Here is a 14,067-nt window from a genome sequence, read left to right on the forward strand (position 1 = left end):
GGGCATGCAGTTAGAAAGATGCTTGTGAATGGCTAGCCTGCTTGCAGAGGATGCGCTAGCGCTCGAAATGCTAACCGGATGTCAGAAGGGGAATGATGATTAATCGACGTGAGTTTCTTGACACACTTGCCATAGGGGCGGCCGGCCTGGCTATCGGATCGACAGCAAAGAGCTACGGGCAGATCCTCGGATCCAATGATCGTCTCAACTTTGCCGTGATCGGACTCAACAGTCGAGCCTATGCACACCTTTCAGCACTCAAGGCGAACCAGGCGACGGCGCGCATCTCCAGGGTCTGCGATGTGGATACCCATACGATGGCAAGGTTCGCTGGAAACGTGCAGAAGGAACTCGGCTACACACCGGAGACCGACCAGGATTTCAGAAAACTGCTCCAACACAAGGATGTAGATGCAATCACGATTGCCACTCCTGACCATTGGCATACGCCTCTGGCTCTTGCCGGGCTGCAGGCCGGCAAGCACGTGTATGTCGAGAAGCCCTGCAGCCACAACCCTGCGGAAGGTGCGATGCTGGTCGAGGCGCAGCGCAAGTACGGAAAGCTCGTGCAGATGGGCACACAGCAGCGCTCCTCGCCCCACACAATTGAAATTGTCGGCAAGATCCATGAAGGCTTGATCGGTCGGCCCTATTACGCCAAGTGCTGGTACAGCAACACGAGAAAGTCCATCGGCATCGGAAAGGAAGCTCCGGTTCCTCCACAGCTCGATTGGGACCTGTGGCAGGGACCTGCCCCAAGAAGACCCTACAAAGACAATGTGCAGCCCTATAACTGGCACTGGTTCAAGATATGGGGAACAGGCGAAGCGCTGAATAATGGAACGCACGAAGTTGATGTGTGCCGCTGGGCGCTCGGCGTCGACTATCCGAATCGCGTCAGCTCCTCCGGCGGCAGATATCAGTTCAAAGACGACTGGCAGTTCTACGACACGCTCGTCACCAGCTTCGAATACGACGACAAAATGATCTCCTGGGAGGGCAAGAGCTGCCAGGGAATGAAGTTCTATAACCGCGATCGCGGCTCCGTAATCATGGGAACGACCGGATCGGTGCTCGTCGATCGCGACGGCTATGAGATTTATGACCTGAAGGGCCATAAGACCAGCGAGTTCAAAACCGGCGATAAAACCTCGTCGTCGGATCTGCTCGGGCGCGACTCGATGACCGATGCTCACTTCGCCAACTTCATCGCCGGAATCCGCACTGGCCAGAAGCTCAATGCTCCTATCTCGGTCGGCAATGTGGCTGTGACGATGCTTCAACTCTCCAACATCTCATGGGAGGTCAACCGCGAGTTGCACCTTGATCCGCAGCAGGGCCACATTCAGAATGATCCGGCTGCCATGAAGTTCTGGGGCCGCGAATATGAAAAGGGCTGGGCGCCACATATCTAGCCTCCGGTCAGGTAAAGCAGTCCGCGTTGTCAATTGGAAGCTGCAAGAGGGCACATGATGAAAAACACCTTGTCGCGTCGAAACTTCGTTCGCTCAGGCGCTATCGCTGCGGCCGTATGCGCTGCTGTCAAAACAACCCCCGTTTTGGCTCAGCCGTACGGCTCGCACAACGCAAACTCGCCAATTCATCTGGGCCTTGCCAGTTACACTTTCAGAGATTTCGATCGCGCCCAGTTGATCGGGTTCATGAAAGATCTGAATGTTGATTCCCTTAACCCGAAAGATGTGAAAGATCATCTTCCCATGGATCCGCAGGAGGAGATGCAGGCCGTTCAGGCCTACGCCGACGCGGGCATCACGCTGCATGCGGCTGGCGCGATCTACTTTCGGAAAGACGAAGACGAGGACATCCGCAGCAAGTTTGAATATTGCAAGCGGGCCAAGATCCCCGTCATCGTTGCTGGCGATCCAGACCCGGAGACTCTGCCGCGAATCGAAAAGTTCGTGAAGGAGTACGACATTCGGCTGGCCATTCATAACCACGGCCCTGAAGACAAGATCTGGCACTCGCCGCTCGATGTTCTGAAGGCAGTGAAGAACATGGATCCACGGATTGGCTGCTGCATCGACGTCGGCCACACCATGCGAGCCGGAACAGATGTAGTGCAGGCAATTCACGAAGTAGGTCCACGGCTGTTCAACCTGCACATGAAGGACCTGACAGATTTCCAGAGCAAAGAGAGCCAGGTTCCAGTCGGCGCCGGCAAGATGCCCGTCAGAGATATCTTCAAGGCGCTGATCGCCATCAACTACAAGGGCTATGTCGATCTCGAGTATGAGGTCCACGCAGACAATCCCATGCCCGGCGTCATCGCCAGCTTTTCTTATATGCGAGGTGTGCTCGCGGGTATGGGGTACGGAGAAAAAGGGAAGTAGCCACGCAGCAAAAGCGCGGCTACTCCAGCCGCGTTGGAGCTAAGGAGTTTCTCCCAGCATATCCAGCACCGCGGCCCAGATTTCAGGATCGACGGGGATGCCAAGCTTCCGGTTCTCTGCACGCGTTGCAAGCGTATGCTCTCCCGGATAGCGGATTCGCCCCGTCGAGCCTGTATTCGCCTGCACAAACTCGATGATCTGGTCTGCTGTTTCTTCCAAAGTATCTGGCGATCCAAAGCGGGAGAGGTCGAAGGCGAGAAAGACCTGCGAGAGTCCCGACTCATGCAGGGCGTCTGTCGAAATCTGGTGGGTCGCGTTGCCGGCAGATAACATCGCAGCCACCATATCCAGCGCAAGCGCCAATCCTGAGCCTTTCCAGTAGCCAACCGGCAGCGGTCTCTGCGACTGTTCGATCGCGCCCGGGTCGCGGGTCAATTTGCCCTCCGCGTCAAAGCCTCCTTCAACCGGCAGCAACTCTCCTCGTGCACGATAGGACGCCAGCGCGCCATAAGAAAACTGTGACATCGCCATGTCCAGTACCACATGTCCGCCGGGCCTCGGTATCGCGATCACCAGTGGATTGTTGCCGACGCTCGGTTTGGTTGAACCCCATGCCGGCAGATTCGCCATCGTATTTGTCCAGCAGATTCCGATGACTCCGGCATCTGCGGCCTGCCACCCATAGGTGCCGCCGCGCATCCAGTGGTTCGTCCTGGCCAGCGCTACGCACCCCACGCCGTGCTCGCGACTAAGTTCGATAGCTCGCCCCATGCACTCATACGCGTTCAGATTTCCGGGGCCGAGTTTTCCATCCCATCGTTCGAGCGCGCCGCATCTGAGCACGGGAACAGGGCTTGCGCTGACGTCGATACTTCCGTTGTGAATCATCTTCACAAAGCGCGGAAACCTGTTTACGCCATGCGAGTAGATTCCATCGCAAGCGGTGTCGGTGAAAAGCCGGGCGCAGGTCTTTGCGCGCGCTTCCTCAAACTTCAGCTTCAGCAGCACGCGCGTAAGCGTATCCGCCAGCTCTTCATATGAAATTCGTAACATGCGTTCTCATTCCAGCCGCGAGAGATGGAGTGCTATCGACGAGTATACGAGTGCGATCGACGGCTGGTATCAGGCCTGTTGTTTCATGTAGCGCTCATGGCTGGCGAGAATAACTTCATGCGCAGTCTGGCGATCTTTCCATCCGAGAACCTGAGTGCGCTTGCCTTCGAGGTCTTTGTAAATAGAAAAGAAATGCACGACTTCGCGAAGGATGTGCGACGGTACGTCGGTATAGTTCTGGATGCTGGAGAATCGGGGATTGCCCGTGGCATAGGCAAGAATCTTGGCATCCGGAATGCCCTGATCGAGCATCTCAAAAAGACCGATAGGCCGCGCGTGATAAATACATCCGGGAAATGTAGGCGCATCGCCAAGAATCAGAATATCCAGCGGGTCGCCATCCTCTGCCAGCGTCCGCGGAAGAAAGCCGTAGTCCCCCGGATAGTGGACGGGCGAATGCAGGTTGCGGTCCAGTCGGAAGACCCGCAGCGTCTTGTCATATTCATATTTGTTGATGCAGTCCTGAGGAATCTCCACGACTGCGGTGACAATTTCAGGAGAGTTTTCGCCGATAGGAAGGTCGAGATAGTCGGTCATTTTGCTCGGTAGTAATCGCTTTCAGCGTGGGAGCAAAAAAAGCTCCTACGCAGGGTAGGAGTCATCAGCCTTTCCGTATCGGAAGGCACATAAAGGCGGATTCCTTCGCCTGATCTCAGTATTAGCATAACGGTAGTGCTGTCGCAACTTGAAGCACGCGCGCCTCTTTTTGAAGGCAGTGACGAAAGCGTAACGCAAGCGCGCTCATAGCACGAGCGAAGAACGAAACTCCGCATCCTACCATTTATCATTACACCTTCCGTATCTGTAGCAGCGACCTGCACGAAGACAATATAAAAAGGGACACTTGGTGATGGAGCAGGAAAAGACTGAACTCTGGCTGATACGCCATGGAGAAACCGAATGGAGTATGTCGGGCGCACATACCAGCCGGACTGACATCCCTCTCACCGGGCATGGCAAAGAGCGTGCCCGTGAGATTCACAACTATCTCCAGGGCAAGAGCTTTTCGCTTGTGCTCAGCAGCCCTCGCCAGCGTGCCTATGAGACGTGCCGCATTGCCGGCTATGCCGATGTCGCGCAGATCGATGAAAACCTGCGCGAGTGGGACTACGGCGATTACGAAGGCCGCACAACCGCTGACATACGAAAAGAGCAGCCCGGCTGGTCCATCTGGAAGAGCGCCCCGCAGGGCGGGGAAGCGCTTCCGGAAGTGGCTGCGAGAGCACAGAAGATCATCGCGCGGGCGCTCGATGCAGGCGGCCGCGTGGCCCTGTTTTCGCACGCTCATTTTCTTCGCATCCTTGCAGCGACATGGATTGGTCTGCCGCCGGAAGCGGGACGGCTGTTCACCCTTGGTACAGGTTCGGTGAGCACGCTTGGGTTTGAGCGAGAGACACGAGTCATACAGTCGTGGAACCGCTCGTTTGAAACAGAGTGATGCTTGTGTCGACGCGCTGATCGACACGCAGGCAGGTTATAAAGAGGGTGCGATTGAAATGGAAACCGAGACTGCGTTCAAAAAGATACTGGTGGGCTTCAACGGTACATCGGGCTCAAGCCGTGCCGCTGAGGTTGCAATTTCGCTGGCAAGGAGCCTGAATGCGAAGCTAATTCTATTGGGCGTAGTTCCTCCACTCACGGCTGAAGCACAGGCCGAAGGACTTGGGCTGGAGGAGGCATCAGGCACGCGCAGGAGGCTGGAGGAGCAACTCGAAAAGACTGCCTCTCGGGTTCGCAGCCTGGGCGCAGACGTGGTGACGGAGATTGCGGACGGCGAACCTGAAGCGCAAATTGAGCGCAAAGCCGAAGAGGAAGGTGTAGACCTCATCATCGTGGGGCGCCGTGAAATTGGCCGTGTGCGACATTGGCTAGAGGGCTCTACGTCTGAGACGCTCGTTCGAAGCGCACACGCTTCAGTCCTCGTTGTTCACGAGGACTGCGAGCAGCCATAGCGCTGGCCTCTGCTCAACAGCGAATCATTTCTCCGGCGTGTCCTCACCCATGTCCAGGGCCCGGTGAGAATACTTGATTACATCTACATCCGAGAGAACCACGAGCCCCTCTTGAACCATGCTCTCTACTACTGGCAAAAAGGAGTTCAGCTTATCTTCGGTATCGATCACCGTAAGCATCATCGAGTTATCGCGGGAGAGGTGAAGCGGGCTTTCCTTATGAATCCGACGATGCGCGCCATAGCCGAGGATTCCGCGATAGACCGTCGCTCCGGCAAGATCATTGGCTCGCAGGGCCTGCACCAACGCCTGGTAGAGAGGCTTTCCCTGCCACTGATCGCTTTCGCCGATATAGATGCGCATCATCTTTGCCTTGCCTTCAATCTTCAATTGCTGCTGCGCTGCAGCTTTCTTCTCTTTCCCTGCCTGAGCCGGCTTCGCGATCATCGTTTCCTGCAATTCGATCATGCCGGAGCCCGCCATCTCTTCTAGGCGGCCGAGCAGCGAGTCCACCTTGGCCTGCGTCTCGATAAATTCAATCTTGAGCGGAAGATGGTCTGAAAGATCCACGAGGTTGGCGGAGTGCAGGTGGTGGTCAGCGCCGAAGCCTGCGATGCCTTTCGTTACCGTCGCACCGGCAACTCCTCTGAAGAAAAGGAAATCGAGAATTGTCGAATAGATGGGGACGCCATGGTGGGTGGATCCCTCGCTGAGGTAAATCGAGACTTTGACTGCTTTACCGGCAGACAACATGCTTTCCCCCTTTAGTACGCAACACACCAGAGTCCAGTCTTGTTGATCTTCATGAGACCGCCTTCGCGAGCAGAACCCCCAGCCACACTCCCAGCAGGCCGAGCAACAGGCTAAGAGTGACATACAAGGCGGCAATCATGAATGCCCCGGTCTGCAGGCTGGTAAAGGTCTCCCACTCGAAGCTTGAGAATGTGCTGTAAGCTCCCACGAAACCAACTGGGATAAGAAATCTCCACGCAGCGCTCAGTTCCGTGCGTCTGCCCAGAAACACCAGTGAGAATCCGATGATGATGCAGGCGCTGATGTTGATGATAAATGTGCCGTAGGGAAATTTCGTACCCATGCGGCCAGCAACGACAGAGCCTACCGCGTAGCGCGCGATAGCTCCAAACGCACCGCCCACCGCCATAAAGAAGTATTTCTGCAAGTATCCCTCCTGCTTCTGCCAGGCTGGCGTTTTGACCGCGCAACCACACAAACACCATTGCTCACGCCAATGCCATCAGGCAGAGCGCGTTCTATCGTTCAGGTTGTTCGGGATCTCTGTCGGGACGCGACTCACTCCCGACAGGGTTCCCTGCCAGGAGTTATCATCTGCTCGTCCTTACATCAGAAACATGGATGGGCAGCGGTTAAGGGCGAACTCCTTCACCTCAACATAGCTATATCGTTTGTAAGGGGCGACCATAGCTCTTGTCAACGAAGTCGTGAAACGGCAACGCCAGCCTGGCTGCCGGATCGTCAGCCAGCTTGATGCCAATACTGCGTCAGGCTTCCTGCTCCGCCTGTAACTGGGTCGGAGTTTGGAAAGCGCAGGTGGCGCATCCGATCGACTGCGGACTGCGAAGGAGGAGTGCGGCAGATGTCCCATTGCTGATCGGGCGGATACGCTCCCACCACCAGGAAGTCAGCGCTGCTCTTGAGCCTGCAATGGCCGGTCCCGGTGGGGAGCACCGCTACATCGCCGCTCCTCACGATTACTTCATGCCCGTTCTCTCCCCCCAAAAGCAGCGTCGCCTGTCCACCCGCAAATCCAAGCACCTCGTGCGCCGTTGAGTGGTAGTGGTGAAAGTCGTAGACGCCATTGCGCCATTGCGGCGGCCAGCCGTTGCGCATGAAGGCCTTCTCGAAAATGGCCGCCGGGTCTTCTCCTGTCACATCGAACGCGCCGCGGTAGATCAGAACAGGAAGCTGCTCGTTATTCGGAACCCATCCATTGTGGGTGAGTCTAAGCAGCTCTACATCTTCGGGCTTGCGCGCCGCGTGGCCCGCGTCTGCGAAAAGCGCGCGTTCAGGAACCAGGCCGATCGCTGCGAGCATGGCTGCAAAGTGACGGCGGTTAGTGGATGTCATGAGCGATGCCTCCCTGCAACTCGCAAAGGAACTCTCAGCCACAATACTAAAGCTTGTGACGGAGATCACTTCAAGTGTCGCCACTGGACATGGATGATAACTCTGCACGGTCCCGGAGAAGAGGTCACTATGACCGCCGTTCCTAGAGTCACGCCACCCGCCAAATTGAAGATCGAAAAGATTGCTGTCCTCACTGACTTTTCAAAGAATGCAGACATTGCTCTGCGCTGTGCGGCCACCTTTGCACGCGGATATAAGGCTGGCCTGGTCATCGCTCATGCTTATACTCCGCCGACGTATGCGTTTGCCGCTCCCGAGATGGCATTTTCCTACCAGGTTTTAGAAGACGTGCGGCAGAGTTTGGAAAATCGTCTGCTGAGTCAGACGGAAGCGCCTTTTCTTCGGGGCATCAATTGCACCACCGTTCTCCATGCCGGGGGCACGCTCGATCTGCTGGATGATTTAGCGGATGCGGACTTGATAGTCGTGGGAACGGCGGGCGAGACAGGCCTTGAAAAGGCCGTCCTCGGATCGACTGCGGAAGCCATCTTTCGAGCCTCCTCGATACCGGTACTGACCGTCGGGCCGCACTGCCATTGCAGTGGCGAGAGGGAGATTGCGGTAAGGAGGCTTCTATACGCCACAGACTTTTCTCCGGGTGCAGAGATTGGCTTTCGCTATGCCGCGTCCATCGTAAGAGAACACGGGGCAGCATTCGTTCTGCTCCACGTAAAAGATGATCAAGACGTATCCTTCACTTTTGAGCGGGCAATGGCCACCGCAGAGCCCTTGGAGAAGCTTGAAAAGCTACTCGCAGATCACGCAGATCTCAAGCCCAGAGCAGATTGCATCGTCGGATTCGGAACGCCGGAAGCAGTCATTCTCGAAGAAGCCAAAACGCGTAAGGCCGATCTCATCGTGATTGGCGCGCGGGGAGCTGGCGTCTTCACCTCAGCCCTTTCCCATTTCGCCGGCGGAACCGCCTACAAGGTCGCAGCAAGCGCGACCTGTCCAGTCCTGACGATCCGCAAAGTATGATTCCTTCCTCCTCCATCCATTACACCGGCTGCGTAGGCGACTTGATCTCACATCGTAGCTGCTCTCCGTCTTTGAGTGGATGATCTGCTATTGTTTCGCGCGCGCCGCCTCGATCGCGGCGATGTCGATCTTCCGCATCGTCATCATCGCGTTCATCGCGCGCTTGGCTGCAGCGCGATCCGGATCCGCCGTCGCCGCCAGCAGCGCACGCGGAGTGATCTGCCATGAAAAACCCCAGCGGTCCTTGCACCAGCCGCACATGCTTTCCTGGCCGCCGTTGCTGACGATGGCGTTCCACAGGCGGTCGGTCTCGGCCTGGTCGTCGGTAAGAATCACGAAGCTGACCGCTTCGTTCGGGACGAACATCGGACCGCCATTGAGACCCAGAAAATTTCGTCCGCAGACGGTGAACTCAACGAGGAGTTCCTGGCCTTCGGGGCCGGATGGCGTATCTGTAGGCGAGGCGCTTGTCTTCCCGACGTGACTGTCGGGAAAGGTGGCGGCATAGAACTCGGCTGCTTCGCGGGCTTTGCCTTGGTTGAACCACAGGCAAGTGATCATCTTCTCGGACATATCGTTCCTTTCTGCTTTTCAAAGTTCGTGGTAGTTCGGCGGCCGCCGTTCTTCTGCGAATGAAGAACGGCTTCGCCGGGCATGAAGTACATCGCGGTTACGATTTTGGTGCCTGCATGAGAGCAAAGTGGCCGTTCTGGTCGTCTGTGGCCTGCATGATGCGCGAGCCTCCGGGCACGTCCATCGGAGGCATGAGGATGTTGCCGCCGGCGTCGATCACACGTTTCTGCGCAGCCTCGATGTCATCGACGATGAAGTAGAACTGCCAGTGTGGCGGAATATCTTCGGGCATGCCTGGGCCTTTACGGTTCATCATTCCGCCGGTGTAGAGAGGCTGGTCGCTCCGGAAGGTTTGATAAGTACCCATGGCGCCCATATCGTGCGCAAAGTCCTTCTGCCAGCCGTAATGCTTGGAGTAGTAGTCAAAAGCCTTCGCTTGATCGTCGGTAAGTAGTTCGTGCCATCCCACATTACCCACCGCCATCTGATCCAGACGAGGCGGAGCATCTTGCTGACTCGGTTCGAAGAGCAGGTATTTCACCTTTTGTGGATCAAGCACGACCGCGAAACGTCCGACGCCCGGGATATCCTGAGCCGGCTTCACAATAGTCCCGCCGTCGGCTGTTACAGCCTTCAGCTCCTCGTCCAGCTTCGCAGTGTGAATGTGCCCCATCCACTGAGGAGGAAGATCAGGCGCGTCAGCGCCAGCCCAGGTCATCATGCCGCCGACGTCTTTTCCGTCTTTACCGAAGAGCATGTAGGTGAAACCGGGCATGCCGGCGTCCCTGATGTCCCACCCGACTACCTTCTTGTAAAAGTTGACTGCCTTGTCCATGTCATTGGTGACAAGTTCGTACCAGATGAATCCGTCTGCCATTTTGCACCTTCCACTCAGCGACGTATCGCCACAAAAGTAAACACAGTCCACATACGCTATCACCTGGAAGTGGATGCTGTCTACAATTAGCCTTTCGCGGTACACTCTACTCAAACAGGCAATGAAAAAGAACGTCATCCTTGAGAAACGCAAGACCTTTCGTCACGGTGATCTGCGCAACGCACTCGTGGCCGCCGGGCTTGAGATGGCTCGTGCTGGAGGACCCAATGCAGTCATTCTGCGGGAGGCAACCCGGCAGGCGGGTGTCTCTCCCAATGCGGCTTACAGACATTTTGCTGGCCAGGCTGAGCTGCTGGATGCCGTACGGTCGGCATGTCTGTCACGGTTAGCCGCGGCAATTGAAGATGAGATGAAGAAGTGTCGCCCAGGCCGGGATTCACAAGCGTTTGCACGAAAGAGTTTGCGTGCCGTGGGGATGGGATATTTAGGATTTGCGATGAGCGAGCCGGGAATGTTTCGCACGGCTTTTTCGGTTCCACCGCCTGTACATGAGCAAAATCCGGCGAACACCGCGTCGATGGGGTTGAACCCGTTTCAACTGCTTTCGCTAGCTCTGGACCGCATGCAGGAGAGCGGCTTGCTTGGCAAAAAGGACCGCAAAGATGCGGAATATCTCGCGTGGTCGACAGTTCACGGTCTGGCGCTTCTGGCGCTTGAGGGACCGCTGCACAAGATGCCACGTGAGATAGTTCTGGCGCTGGGAGAGAGGCTAGTGGTCATGGTGGAACGCGGACTCAGCTAGACACTCGACAAAGCATCGACTCGTTCCGAATCGACGATTGGATCGGGAAACAGTTTTCAGTTAGCAGAACCCCATTACGAACGAGAAGCCTACTTATGAGGACTGATGAATCCTTCACCCAATACGAGAAGGCTATCTTTGTGGCCGCTTCCGCTCTTTACTGGCGCTAAACACTATTGCCGATCTTGCCTCTAATGATGACAGCTCGAGGACGTCGCCATCAAGGGCTCTAAGCCGGTATACGTGTCATAAAATTTTGAACTGATGTGAGCAGAATAGTGACCTGCTCCATGGTGTATTCGTTGTGCTTGCCGTGGGCCGCCCTATTACGCAGGTCTAGCCACCCTGTCACTGATTTTTGATCTAACTTCGAGTAGACACCCTGACCAGCAAGGTCCGCATTTAGTTGGTCTGCTTTTTTAGGTTTGCCGCTGGGAGCATTTATGTCAATGCTGTTCTTAACGCAGAGTTGCCGAAGATGTTCCTCAAGAACGCTACCGATTATGACCGCGGCCGGATCCTTGAATCCCTCCGACAGTAGATATTCAGACATTTCAAGAAAATCGCTGAAAAGTTCAGCATGAACGAGTTCTGCGAAACGCCTCGAGTAGCCAGAGCTGTATGCATCTCGCAATGCACTCAACACTCCCATGGCAGGGGTGATAGCACCGCAGCCATCAGGGCCGTACTCTTGCAGGAGCCTGCTTACGGACTCAGAATATTGGCTCCTGGGCGGCGCAAATCTCTTAACAGTGTCACAAATCAGCGTAAGAATCGCTGTGGGTTCGCCAGTATCGTTGAGGTCGCTTAAATCTGACCATTTGGATCGAGACCGGAGAGTCTTATACCTGCCGAGAATCTCGTCAATCTGGGTAATGATTTCGTCATTCAGCGCCATCAATCCCTCATATTTCCAAAGCACTTCCTGTCTCAGTCTACCCGCATCCACTAATGCCCACGGCGAAATCACTCATTGATGCTGAACTCTATTCAAAACACGTTTAAAGATTGGTAATGGGAAACGCCAATGTAGCCGCGGGTCCAGACTCAGGATACGTGCTGCTTGAGAATTGCCAAAACCTCTTCAGTGGCCTCCAGCGGACGCTCTGGCTTTGGTATGGCCGCTCCGGCGATCAGCAATGCCCGAGTGACGCCGGCATAATCTCCATTTTCGCGCTCCCAGCTATGCAGGGAGCCGTGGAGCGCCCATGCGAGTGGACTGCCGCCATGCTCGGCCTCGAAGACGTTGATGGAAGCGTTGTGAGTGATGAGGTCCCGAACCATCTCTACATTGCCGTGCCACGCAGCTTGCCGTTCCAGCCTGCTGCATCAGGCAGCCAGATGTCTGAAGTAACTCCGCTATCAGAGCCGGTAGGAGTGAAGGCCTTCACCGAGCAATGCGCCGACAGCAGGAGAGGCGGCGGATTGAATGACCCCGCGGCAGGCGCTCGAAACTCCCCGGCCGCGCTGTACTCCGCTGTGAGGATGCACGATGAGCTGCTGTGGAGAGATCGCAGCCGTTCGCAGGCGCCTTGTCCCGTCTGGGCATGGGCGGAGCTGCTCAATGCGGCACTTACGGCGGACGCGATGATGTATGCAGATCTCATCTGATTAGATCTCCAGTGAAAGCATAAGCGAGCTGAGACTCTTCCCATGCGCGTCGAGACGTAAGGAGCGCGTAACGCTATCGGTTGATCGACGCTGCAACACGAAGTTAAGACCGCAAAGATTCGGAACGCAATATCGTGTGACCGGCCCAGTGATGAGTTCGCGAAATAGCTCGTTCACACGCTCCTCTGTCACGCGCTCAACCAACATCGCGTAATCCTCATCGCGATAAGCGAACACTGAAATGTTGACGAGGTTGCCCTTATCGCCAGCGCGCGCATGCGCAACTGTTCGAAGCTTCATCATGCCACCTCTATCGAGATCCTCGGAGTGACGAGTTCGCGCGCGATGAGCGCCGGCACGATGGCGATGTTCTCCCGCACCGCGAATGTGACTCCTGCGCCTGCGGCAGGCCCATTTAGGTAGAGGCTCTCCACTTCATGTGTCAGGCGCTTCGCATCCATTTCGTGCATGAAGCGCGCCGCAGCGCGCAGCCGCACTTCGTAGGGTGCGGGCCAATCGGCCGGCATGCCGTGCATAGAGCTCAGGCCGATCAGGTCGATCCTTAGATCCTCCGCACCAATTTGGGCAAGCCGCTTCTCGAGGATCTGCCGTGCCAACTCGGCTCGCGCCAGCGTGCCCGGTCCCGCATACGAGATCTGACCTTCAGCGATCAATCCGTCATCCATTCCAATTGAGACTTTGTAATCCCGCGGACGCGGCCTCCCCTTTGCACCGGACACACGCATTGCGCCGGGTGTCTGCTGTTCAAAGCGAATCTCTGTGAAGTCAGCGATCACGTCGGGCGTTATATAGGAGGAGGGGTTCAGAACCTCGTACAGAATCTGCTCGCGGCAGGTCTGCATGGTGATGAGTCCGCCCGAATCTTCAACCTTGGTCAGGAGCGCTGAGCCGTCTTCGCTTACTTCTGCCAGCGGGAACCCGAGGCGATCGAGATCCGGCACATCTTTATATCCGGGATCCGCAAAGTAACCGCCGGTAAGTTGCCCGGCGCATTCCAACAGATGGCCCACCGCGGTGCCTTGACTCATTAAGTCCCACCATTCCTTCTGCCATCCAAACGCGTGGATCAGTACTCCCAAAAACAGCGAGGGATCAGCTACTCTTCCTGTCAGAACAACATCTGCACCGCGATCCAGCACCTCGGCCAAGGCGTCAGCGCCCAAATATGCATTCGCCGAGATGATCTTCGTGTGATCGGGAAGAGGCTCGTCGTCGAAGGGCCTGAACGCGTCTTTGAGATGCAGAACGTCGTCCCCCTCGATACATCCGACGCGCAACCCGTGAAGTCCCAGGCTTCGCGCGATCTCGGCTGTCACTCGCGCGGCGGCACGCGGGTTAGCCGCACCCATATTGCTGACCACACGAACTTCATTGTGGCGGCATGCCGGCAAAACAGCATGCATGCGTTCGCTGAGAAGCGGATCGAAGCCGGCGTCAGGATCTTCACGCTTGCGCAGTTGACTCAGCGCGATCGTTCTCTCGGCCAGGCATTCAAAGACAAGGAAGTCGAGATGTCCTTTCTCAGCGAGCTCCACCGCGGGCTCGATCCGATCTCCGGAGAAGCCGGCTCCCGCGCCGATTCTGATTTTCTTCATCTGCGCTCACCCCAACAAATCATCTTCACCAGCTTCGCCTGGAATATGAAAGCGTCCGTGCCTTTGC

General features: G+C 56.3%; 18 protein-coding genes and 1 riboswitch. Of the genes, 7 read left to right on the forward strand and 11 right to left on the reverse strand.

The genetic code is table 11. The features are described from left to right. Positions 1 to 95: 95 nt before the first annotated feature. Complete coding sequence (locus C7378_RS02985) at positions 96 to 1,415, forward strand: Gfo/Idh/MocA family protein (protein ID WP_131992757.1); 1,320 nt, start codon at positions 96 to 98, stop codon at positions 1,413 to 1,415. Positions 1,416 to 1,661: 246 nt separating this feature from the next. Continuing rightward, positions 1,662 to 2,351 carry a sugar phosphate isomerase/epimerase family protein gene (locus C7378_RS02990; protein WP_341539113.1) on the forward strand — a complete coding sequence of 230 codons (690 nt, stop codon included), beginning with the start codon at positions 1,662 to 1,664 and terminating at the stop codon, positions 2,349 to 2,351. Positions 2,352 to 2,390: 39 nt separating this feature from the next. On the opposite strand, the gene yiaK is transcribed toward C7378_RS02990, so the two are convergent. Then, positions 2,391 to 3,404: a 3-dehydro-L-gulonate 2-dehydrogenase gene (yiaK, locus tag C7378_RS02995; RefSeq protein ID WP_131991526.1), complete on the reverse strand. Its 1,014-nt coding sequence runs from the start codon at positions 3,402 to 3,404 to the stop codon at positions 2,391 to 2,393. A 69-nt stretch (positions 3,405 to 3,473) separates the two neighbouring features. Then, positions 3,474 to 4,001: an inorganic diphosphatase gene (locus C7378_RS03000; RefSeq protein ID WP_131991528.1), complete on the reverse strand. Its 528-nt coding sequence runs from the start codon at positions 3,999 to 4,001 to the stop codon at positions 3,474 to 3,476. 48 nt (positions 4,002 to 4,049) lie between these two features. After that, positions 4,050 to 4,120, reverse strand: a riboswitch (Fluoride riboswitch). 194 nt (positions 4,121 to 4,314) lie between these two features. Here C7378_RS03000 and C7378_RS03005 point away from each other — a divergent pair. Both C7378_RS03005 and C7378_RS03010 read left to right on the forward strand, forming a co-directional pair. Next, on the forward strand, positions 4,315 to 4,902 hold the full coding sequence (locus C7378_RS03005; protein WP_131992763.1) for a histidine phosphatase family protein: 588 nt from the start codon (positions 4,315 to 4,317) through the stop codon (positions 4,900 to 4,902). Then, complete coding sequence (locus C7378_RS03010; RefSeq protein WP_131991530.1) at positions 4,889 to 5,416, forward strand: universal stress protein; 528 nt, start codon at positions 4,889 to 4,891, stop codon at positions 5,414 to 5,416. Before C7378_RS03005 ends, C7378_RS03010 begins: the two co-directional genes overlap by 14 nt. A 24-nt stretch (positions 5,417 to 5,440) precedes the next feature. On the opposite strand, the gene C7378_RS03015 is transcribed toward C7378_RS03010, so the two are convergent. The 3 genes from C7378_RS03015 to C7378_RS03025 form a co-directional block, all read right to left on the reverse strand. After that, positions 5,441 to 6,169 (reverse strand): DUF190 domain-containing protein, encoded by a 729-nt coding sequence (locus C7378_RS03015; protein WP_165876620.1) that lies wholly within the window; start codon positions 6,167 to 6,169, stop codon positions 5,441 to 5,443. Between the two features lie 49 nt (positions 6,170 to 6,218). After that, positions 6,219 to 6,596, reverse strand: coding sequence for a fluoride efflux transporter CrcB (crcB, locus tag C7378_RS03020; RefSeq protein WP_243648025.1), 378 nt, complete (start codon positions 6,594 to 6,596; stop codon positions 6,219 to 6,221). Positions 6,597 to 6,910: 314 nt separating this feature from the next. After that, the gene (locus C7378_RS03025) at positions 6,911 to 7,522 is read right to left on the reverse strand and encodes a cupin (RefSeq protein ID WP_131991534.1); all 612 of its coding nucleotides are present in this window, start codon (positions 7,520 to 7,522) and stop codon (positions 6,911 to 6,913) included. 129 nt (positions 7,523 to 7,651) lie between these two features. Here C7378_RS03025 and C7378_RS03030 point away from each other — a divergent pair, with 129 nt between their 5' ends. Further along, positions 7,652 to 8,560, forward strand: a complete 909-nt coding sequence (locus C7378_RS03030; protein WP_165876621.1) for a universal stress protein — start codon at positions 7,652 to 7,654, stop codon at positions 8,558 to 8,560. An 87-nt stretch (positions 8,561 to 8,647) separates the two neighbouring features. Here C7378_RS03030 and C7378_RS03035 read toward each other — a convergent pair whose 3' ends face one another. Both C7378_RS03035 and C7378_RS03040 read right to left on the reverse strand, forming a co-directional pair. Continuing rightward, positions 8,648 to 9,133, reverse strand: a complete 486-nt coding sequence (locus C7378_RS03035; RefSeq protein WP_131991538.1) for a VOC family protein — start codon at positions 9,131 to 9,133, stop codon at positions 8,648 to 8,650. A gap of 97 nt (positions 9,134 to 9,230) precedes the next feature. After that, positions 9,231 to 10,010 carry a VOC family protein gene (locus tag C7378_RS03040; RefSeq protein ID WP_131991540.1) on the reverse strand — a complete coding sequence of 260 codons (780 nt, stop codon included), beginning with the start codon at positions 10,008 to 10,010 and terminating at the stop codon, positions 9,231 to 9,233. A 121-nt stretch (positions 10,011 to 10,131) separates the two neighbouring features. On the opposite strand from C7378_RS03040, the gene C7378_RS03045 reads away from it, so the two are divergent. Further along, the gene (locus C7378_RS03045) at positions 10,132 to 10,773 is read left to right on the forward strand and encodes a TetR/AcrR family transcriptional regulator (protein WP_131991542.1); all 642 of its coding nucleotides are present in this window, start codon (positions 10,132 to 10,134) and stop codon (positions 10,771 to 10,773) included. Between the two features lie 229 nt (positions 10,774 to 11,002). Here C7378_RS03045 and C7378_RS03050 read toward each other — a convergent pair whose 3' ends face one another. Continuing rightward, entirely contained in the window at positions 11,003 to 11,671 is a 669-nt protein-coding gene (locus tag C7378_RS03050; RefSeq protein WP_131991544.1) for a hypothetical protein, read from the reverse strand. A gap of 149 nt (positions 11,672 to 11,820) precedes the next feature. Beyond that, positions 11,821 to 12,057: a hypothetical protein gene (locus tag C7378_RS03055; protein WP_207901310.1), complete on the reverse strand. Its 237-nt coding sequence runs from the start codon at positions 12,055 to 12,057 to the stop codon at positions 11,821 to 11,823. Positions 12,058 to 12,114: 57 nt separating this feature from the next. Between C7378_RS03055 and C7378_RS03060 the strand changes: the two genes are divergently transcribed. Beyond that, entirely contained in the window at positions 12,115 to 12,384 is a 270-nt protein-coding gene (locus C7378_RS03060) for a hypothetical protein (RefSeq protein WP_131991546.1), read from the forward strand. Here C7378_RS03060 and C7378_RS03065 read toward each other — a convergent pair whose 3' ends face one another. Then, complete coding sequence (locus tag C7378_RS03065) at positions 12,385 to 12,687, reverse strand: AtuA-related protein (protein WP_243648026.1); 303 nt, start codon at positions 12,685 to 12,687, stop codon at positions 12,385 to 12,387. Continuing rightward, positions 12,684 to 14,000: an acyclic terpene utilization AtuA family protein gene (locus C7378_RS03070; RefSeq protein ID WP_131991548.1), complete on the reverse strand. Its 1,317-nt coding sequence runs from the start codon at positions 13,998 to 14,000 to the stop codon at positions 12,684 to 12,686. Before C7378_RS03070 ends, C7378_RS03065 begins: the two co-directional genes overlap by 4 nt. Positions 14,001 to 14,067: the final 67 nt, after the last annotated feature.

Source organism: Acidipila rosea (genome assembly GCF_004339725.1).
In the GTDB taxonomy this organism is placed as follows: Bacteria; Acidobacteriota; Terriglobia; order Terriglobales; family Acidobacteriaceae; genus Acidipila; species Acidipila rosea.

What these genes read in the sequence shown, in the direction of transcription:
- C7378_RS02985 (WP_131992757.1), top strand. Translation starts at nt 96, where the DNA reads ATGATTAATCGACGTGAGTTTCTTGACACACTTGCCATAGGGGCGGCC.
- C7378_RS02990 (WP_341539113.1), top strand. Translation starts at nt 1,662, where the DNA reads ATGAAAGATCTGAATGTTGATTCCCTTAACCCGAAAGATGTGAAAGAT.
- yiaK (WP_131991526.1), bottom strand. Translation starts at nt 3,404, where the DNA reads ATGTTACGAATTTCATATGAAGAGCTGGCGGATACGCTTACGCGCGTG.
- C7378_RS03000 (WP_131991528.1), bottom strand. Translation starts at nt 4,001, where the DNA reads ATGACCGACTATCTCGACCTTCCTATCGGCGAAAACTCTCCTGAAATT.
- C7378_RS03005 (WP_131992763.1), top strand. Translation starts at nt 4,315, where the DNA reads ATGGAGCAGGAAAAGACTGAACTCTGGCTGATACGCCATGGAGAAACC.
- C7378_RS03015 (WP_165876620.1), bottom strand. Translation starts at nt 6,169, where the DNA reads ATGTTGTCTGCCGGTAAAGCAGTCAAAGTCTCGATTTACCTCAGCGAG.
- C7378_RS03025 (WP_131991534.1), bottom strand. Translation starts at nt 7,522, where the DNA reads ATGACATCCACTAACCGCCGTCACTTTGCAGCCATGCTCGCAGCGATC.
- C7378_RS03030 (WP_165876621.1), top strand. Translation starts at nt 7,652, where the DNA reads ATGACCGCCGTTCCTAGAGTCACGCCACCCGCCAAATTGAAGATCGAA.
- C7378_RS03035 (WP_131991538.1), bottom strand. Translation starts at nt 9,133, where the DNA reads ATGTCCGAGAAGATGATCACTTGCCTGTGGTTCAACCAAGGCAAAGCC.
- C7378_RS03040 (WP_131991540.1), bottom strand. Translation starts at nt 10,010, where the DNA reads ATGGCAGACGGATTCATCTGGTACGAACTTGTCACCAATGACATGGAC.
- C7378_RS03045 (WP_131991542.1), top strand. Translation starts at nt 10,132, where the DNA reads ATGAAAAAGAACGTCATCCTTGAGAAACGCAAGACCTTTCGTCACGGT.
- C7378_RS03050 (WP_131991544.1), bottom strand. Translation starts at nt 11,671, where the DNA reads ATGGCGCTGAATGACGAAATCATTACCCAGATTGACGAGATTCTCGGC.
- C7378_RS03055 (WP_207901310.1), bottom strand. Translation starts at nt 12,057, where the DNA reads ATGGTTCGGGACCTCATCACTCACAACGCTTCCATCAACGTCTTCGAG.
- C7378_RS03060 (WP_131991546.1), top strand. Translation starts at nt 12,115, where the DNA reads ATGTCTGAAGTAACTCCGCTATCAGAGCCGGTAGGAGTGAAGGCCTTC.
- C7378_RS03065 (WP_243648026.1), bottom strand. Translation starts at nt 12,687, where the DNA reads ATGATGAAGCTTCGAACAGTTGCGCATGCGCGCGCTGGCGATAAGGGC.
- C7378_RS03070 (WP_131991548.1), bottom strand. Translation starts at nt 14,000, where the DNA reads ATGAAGAAAATCAGAATCGGCGCGGGAGCCGGCTTCTCCGGAGATCGG.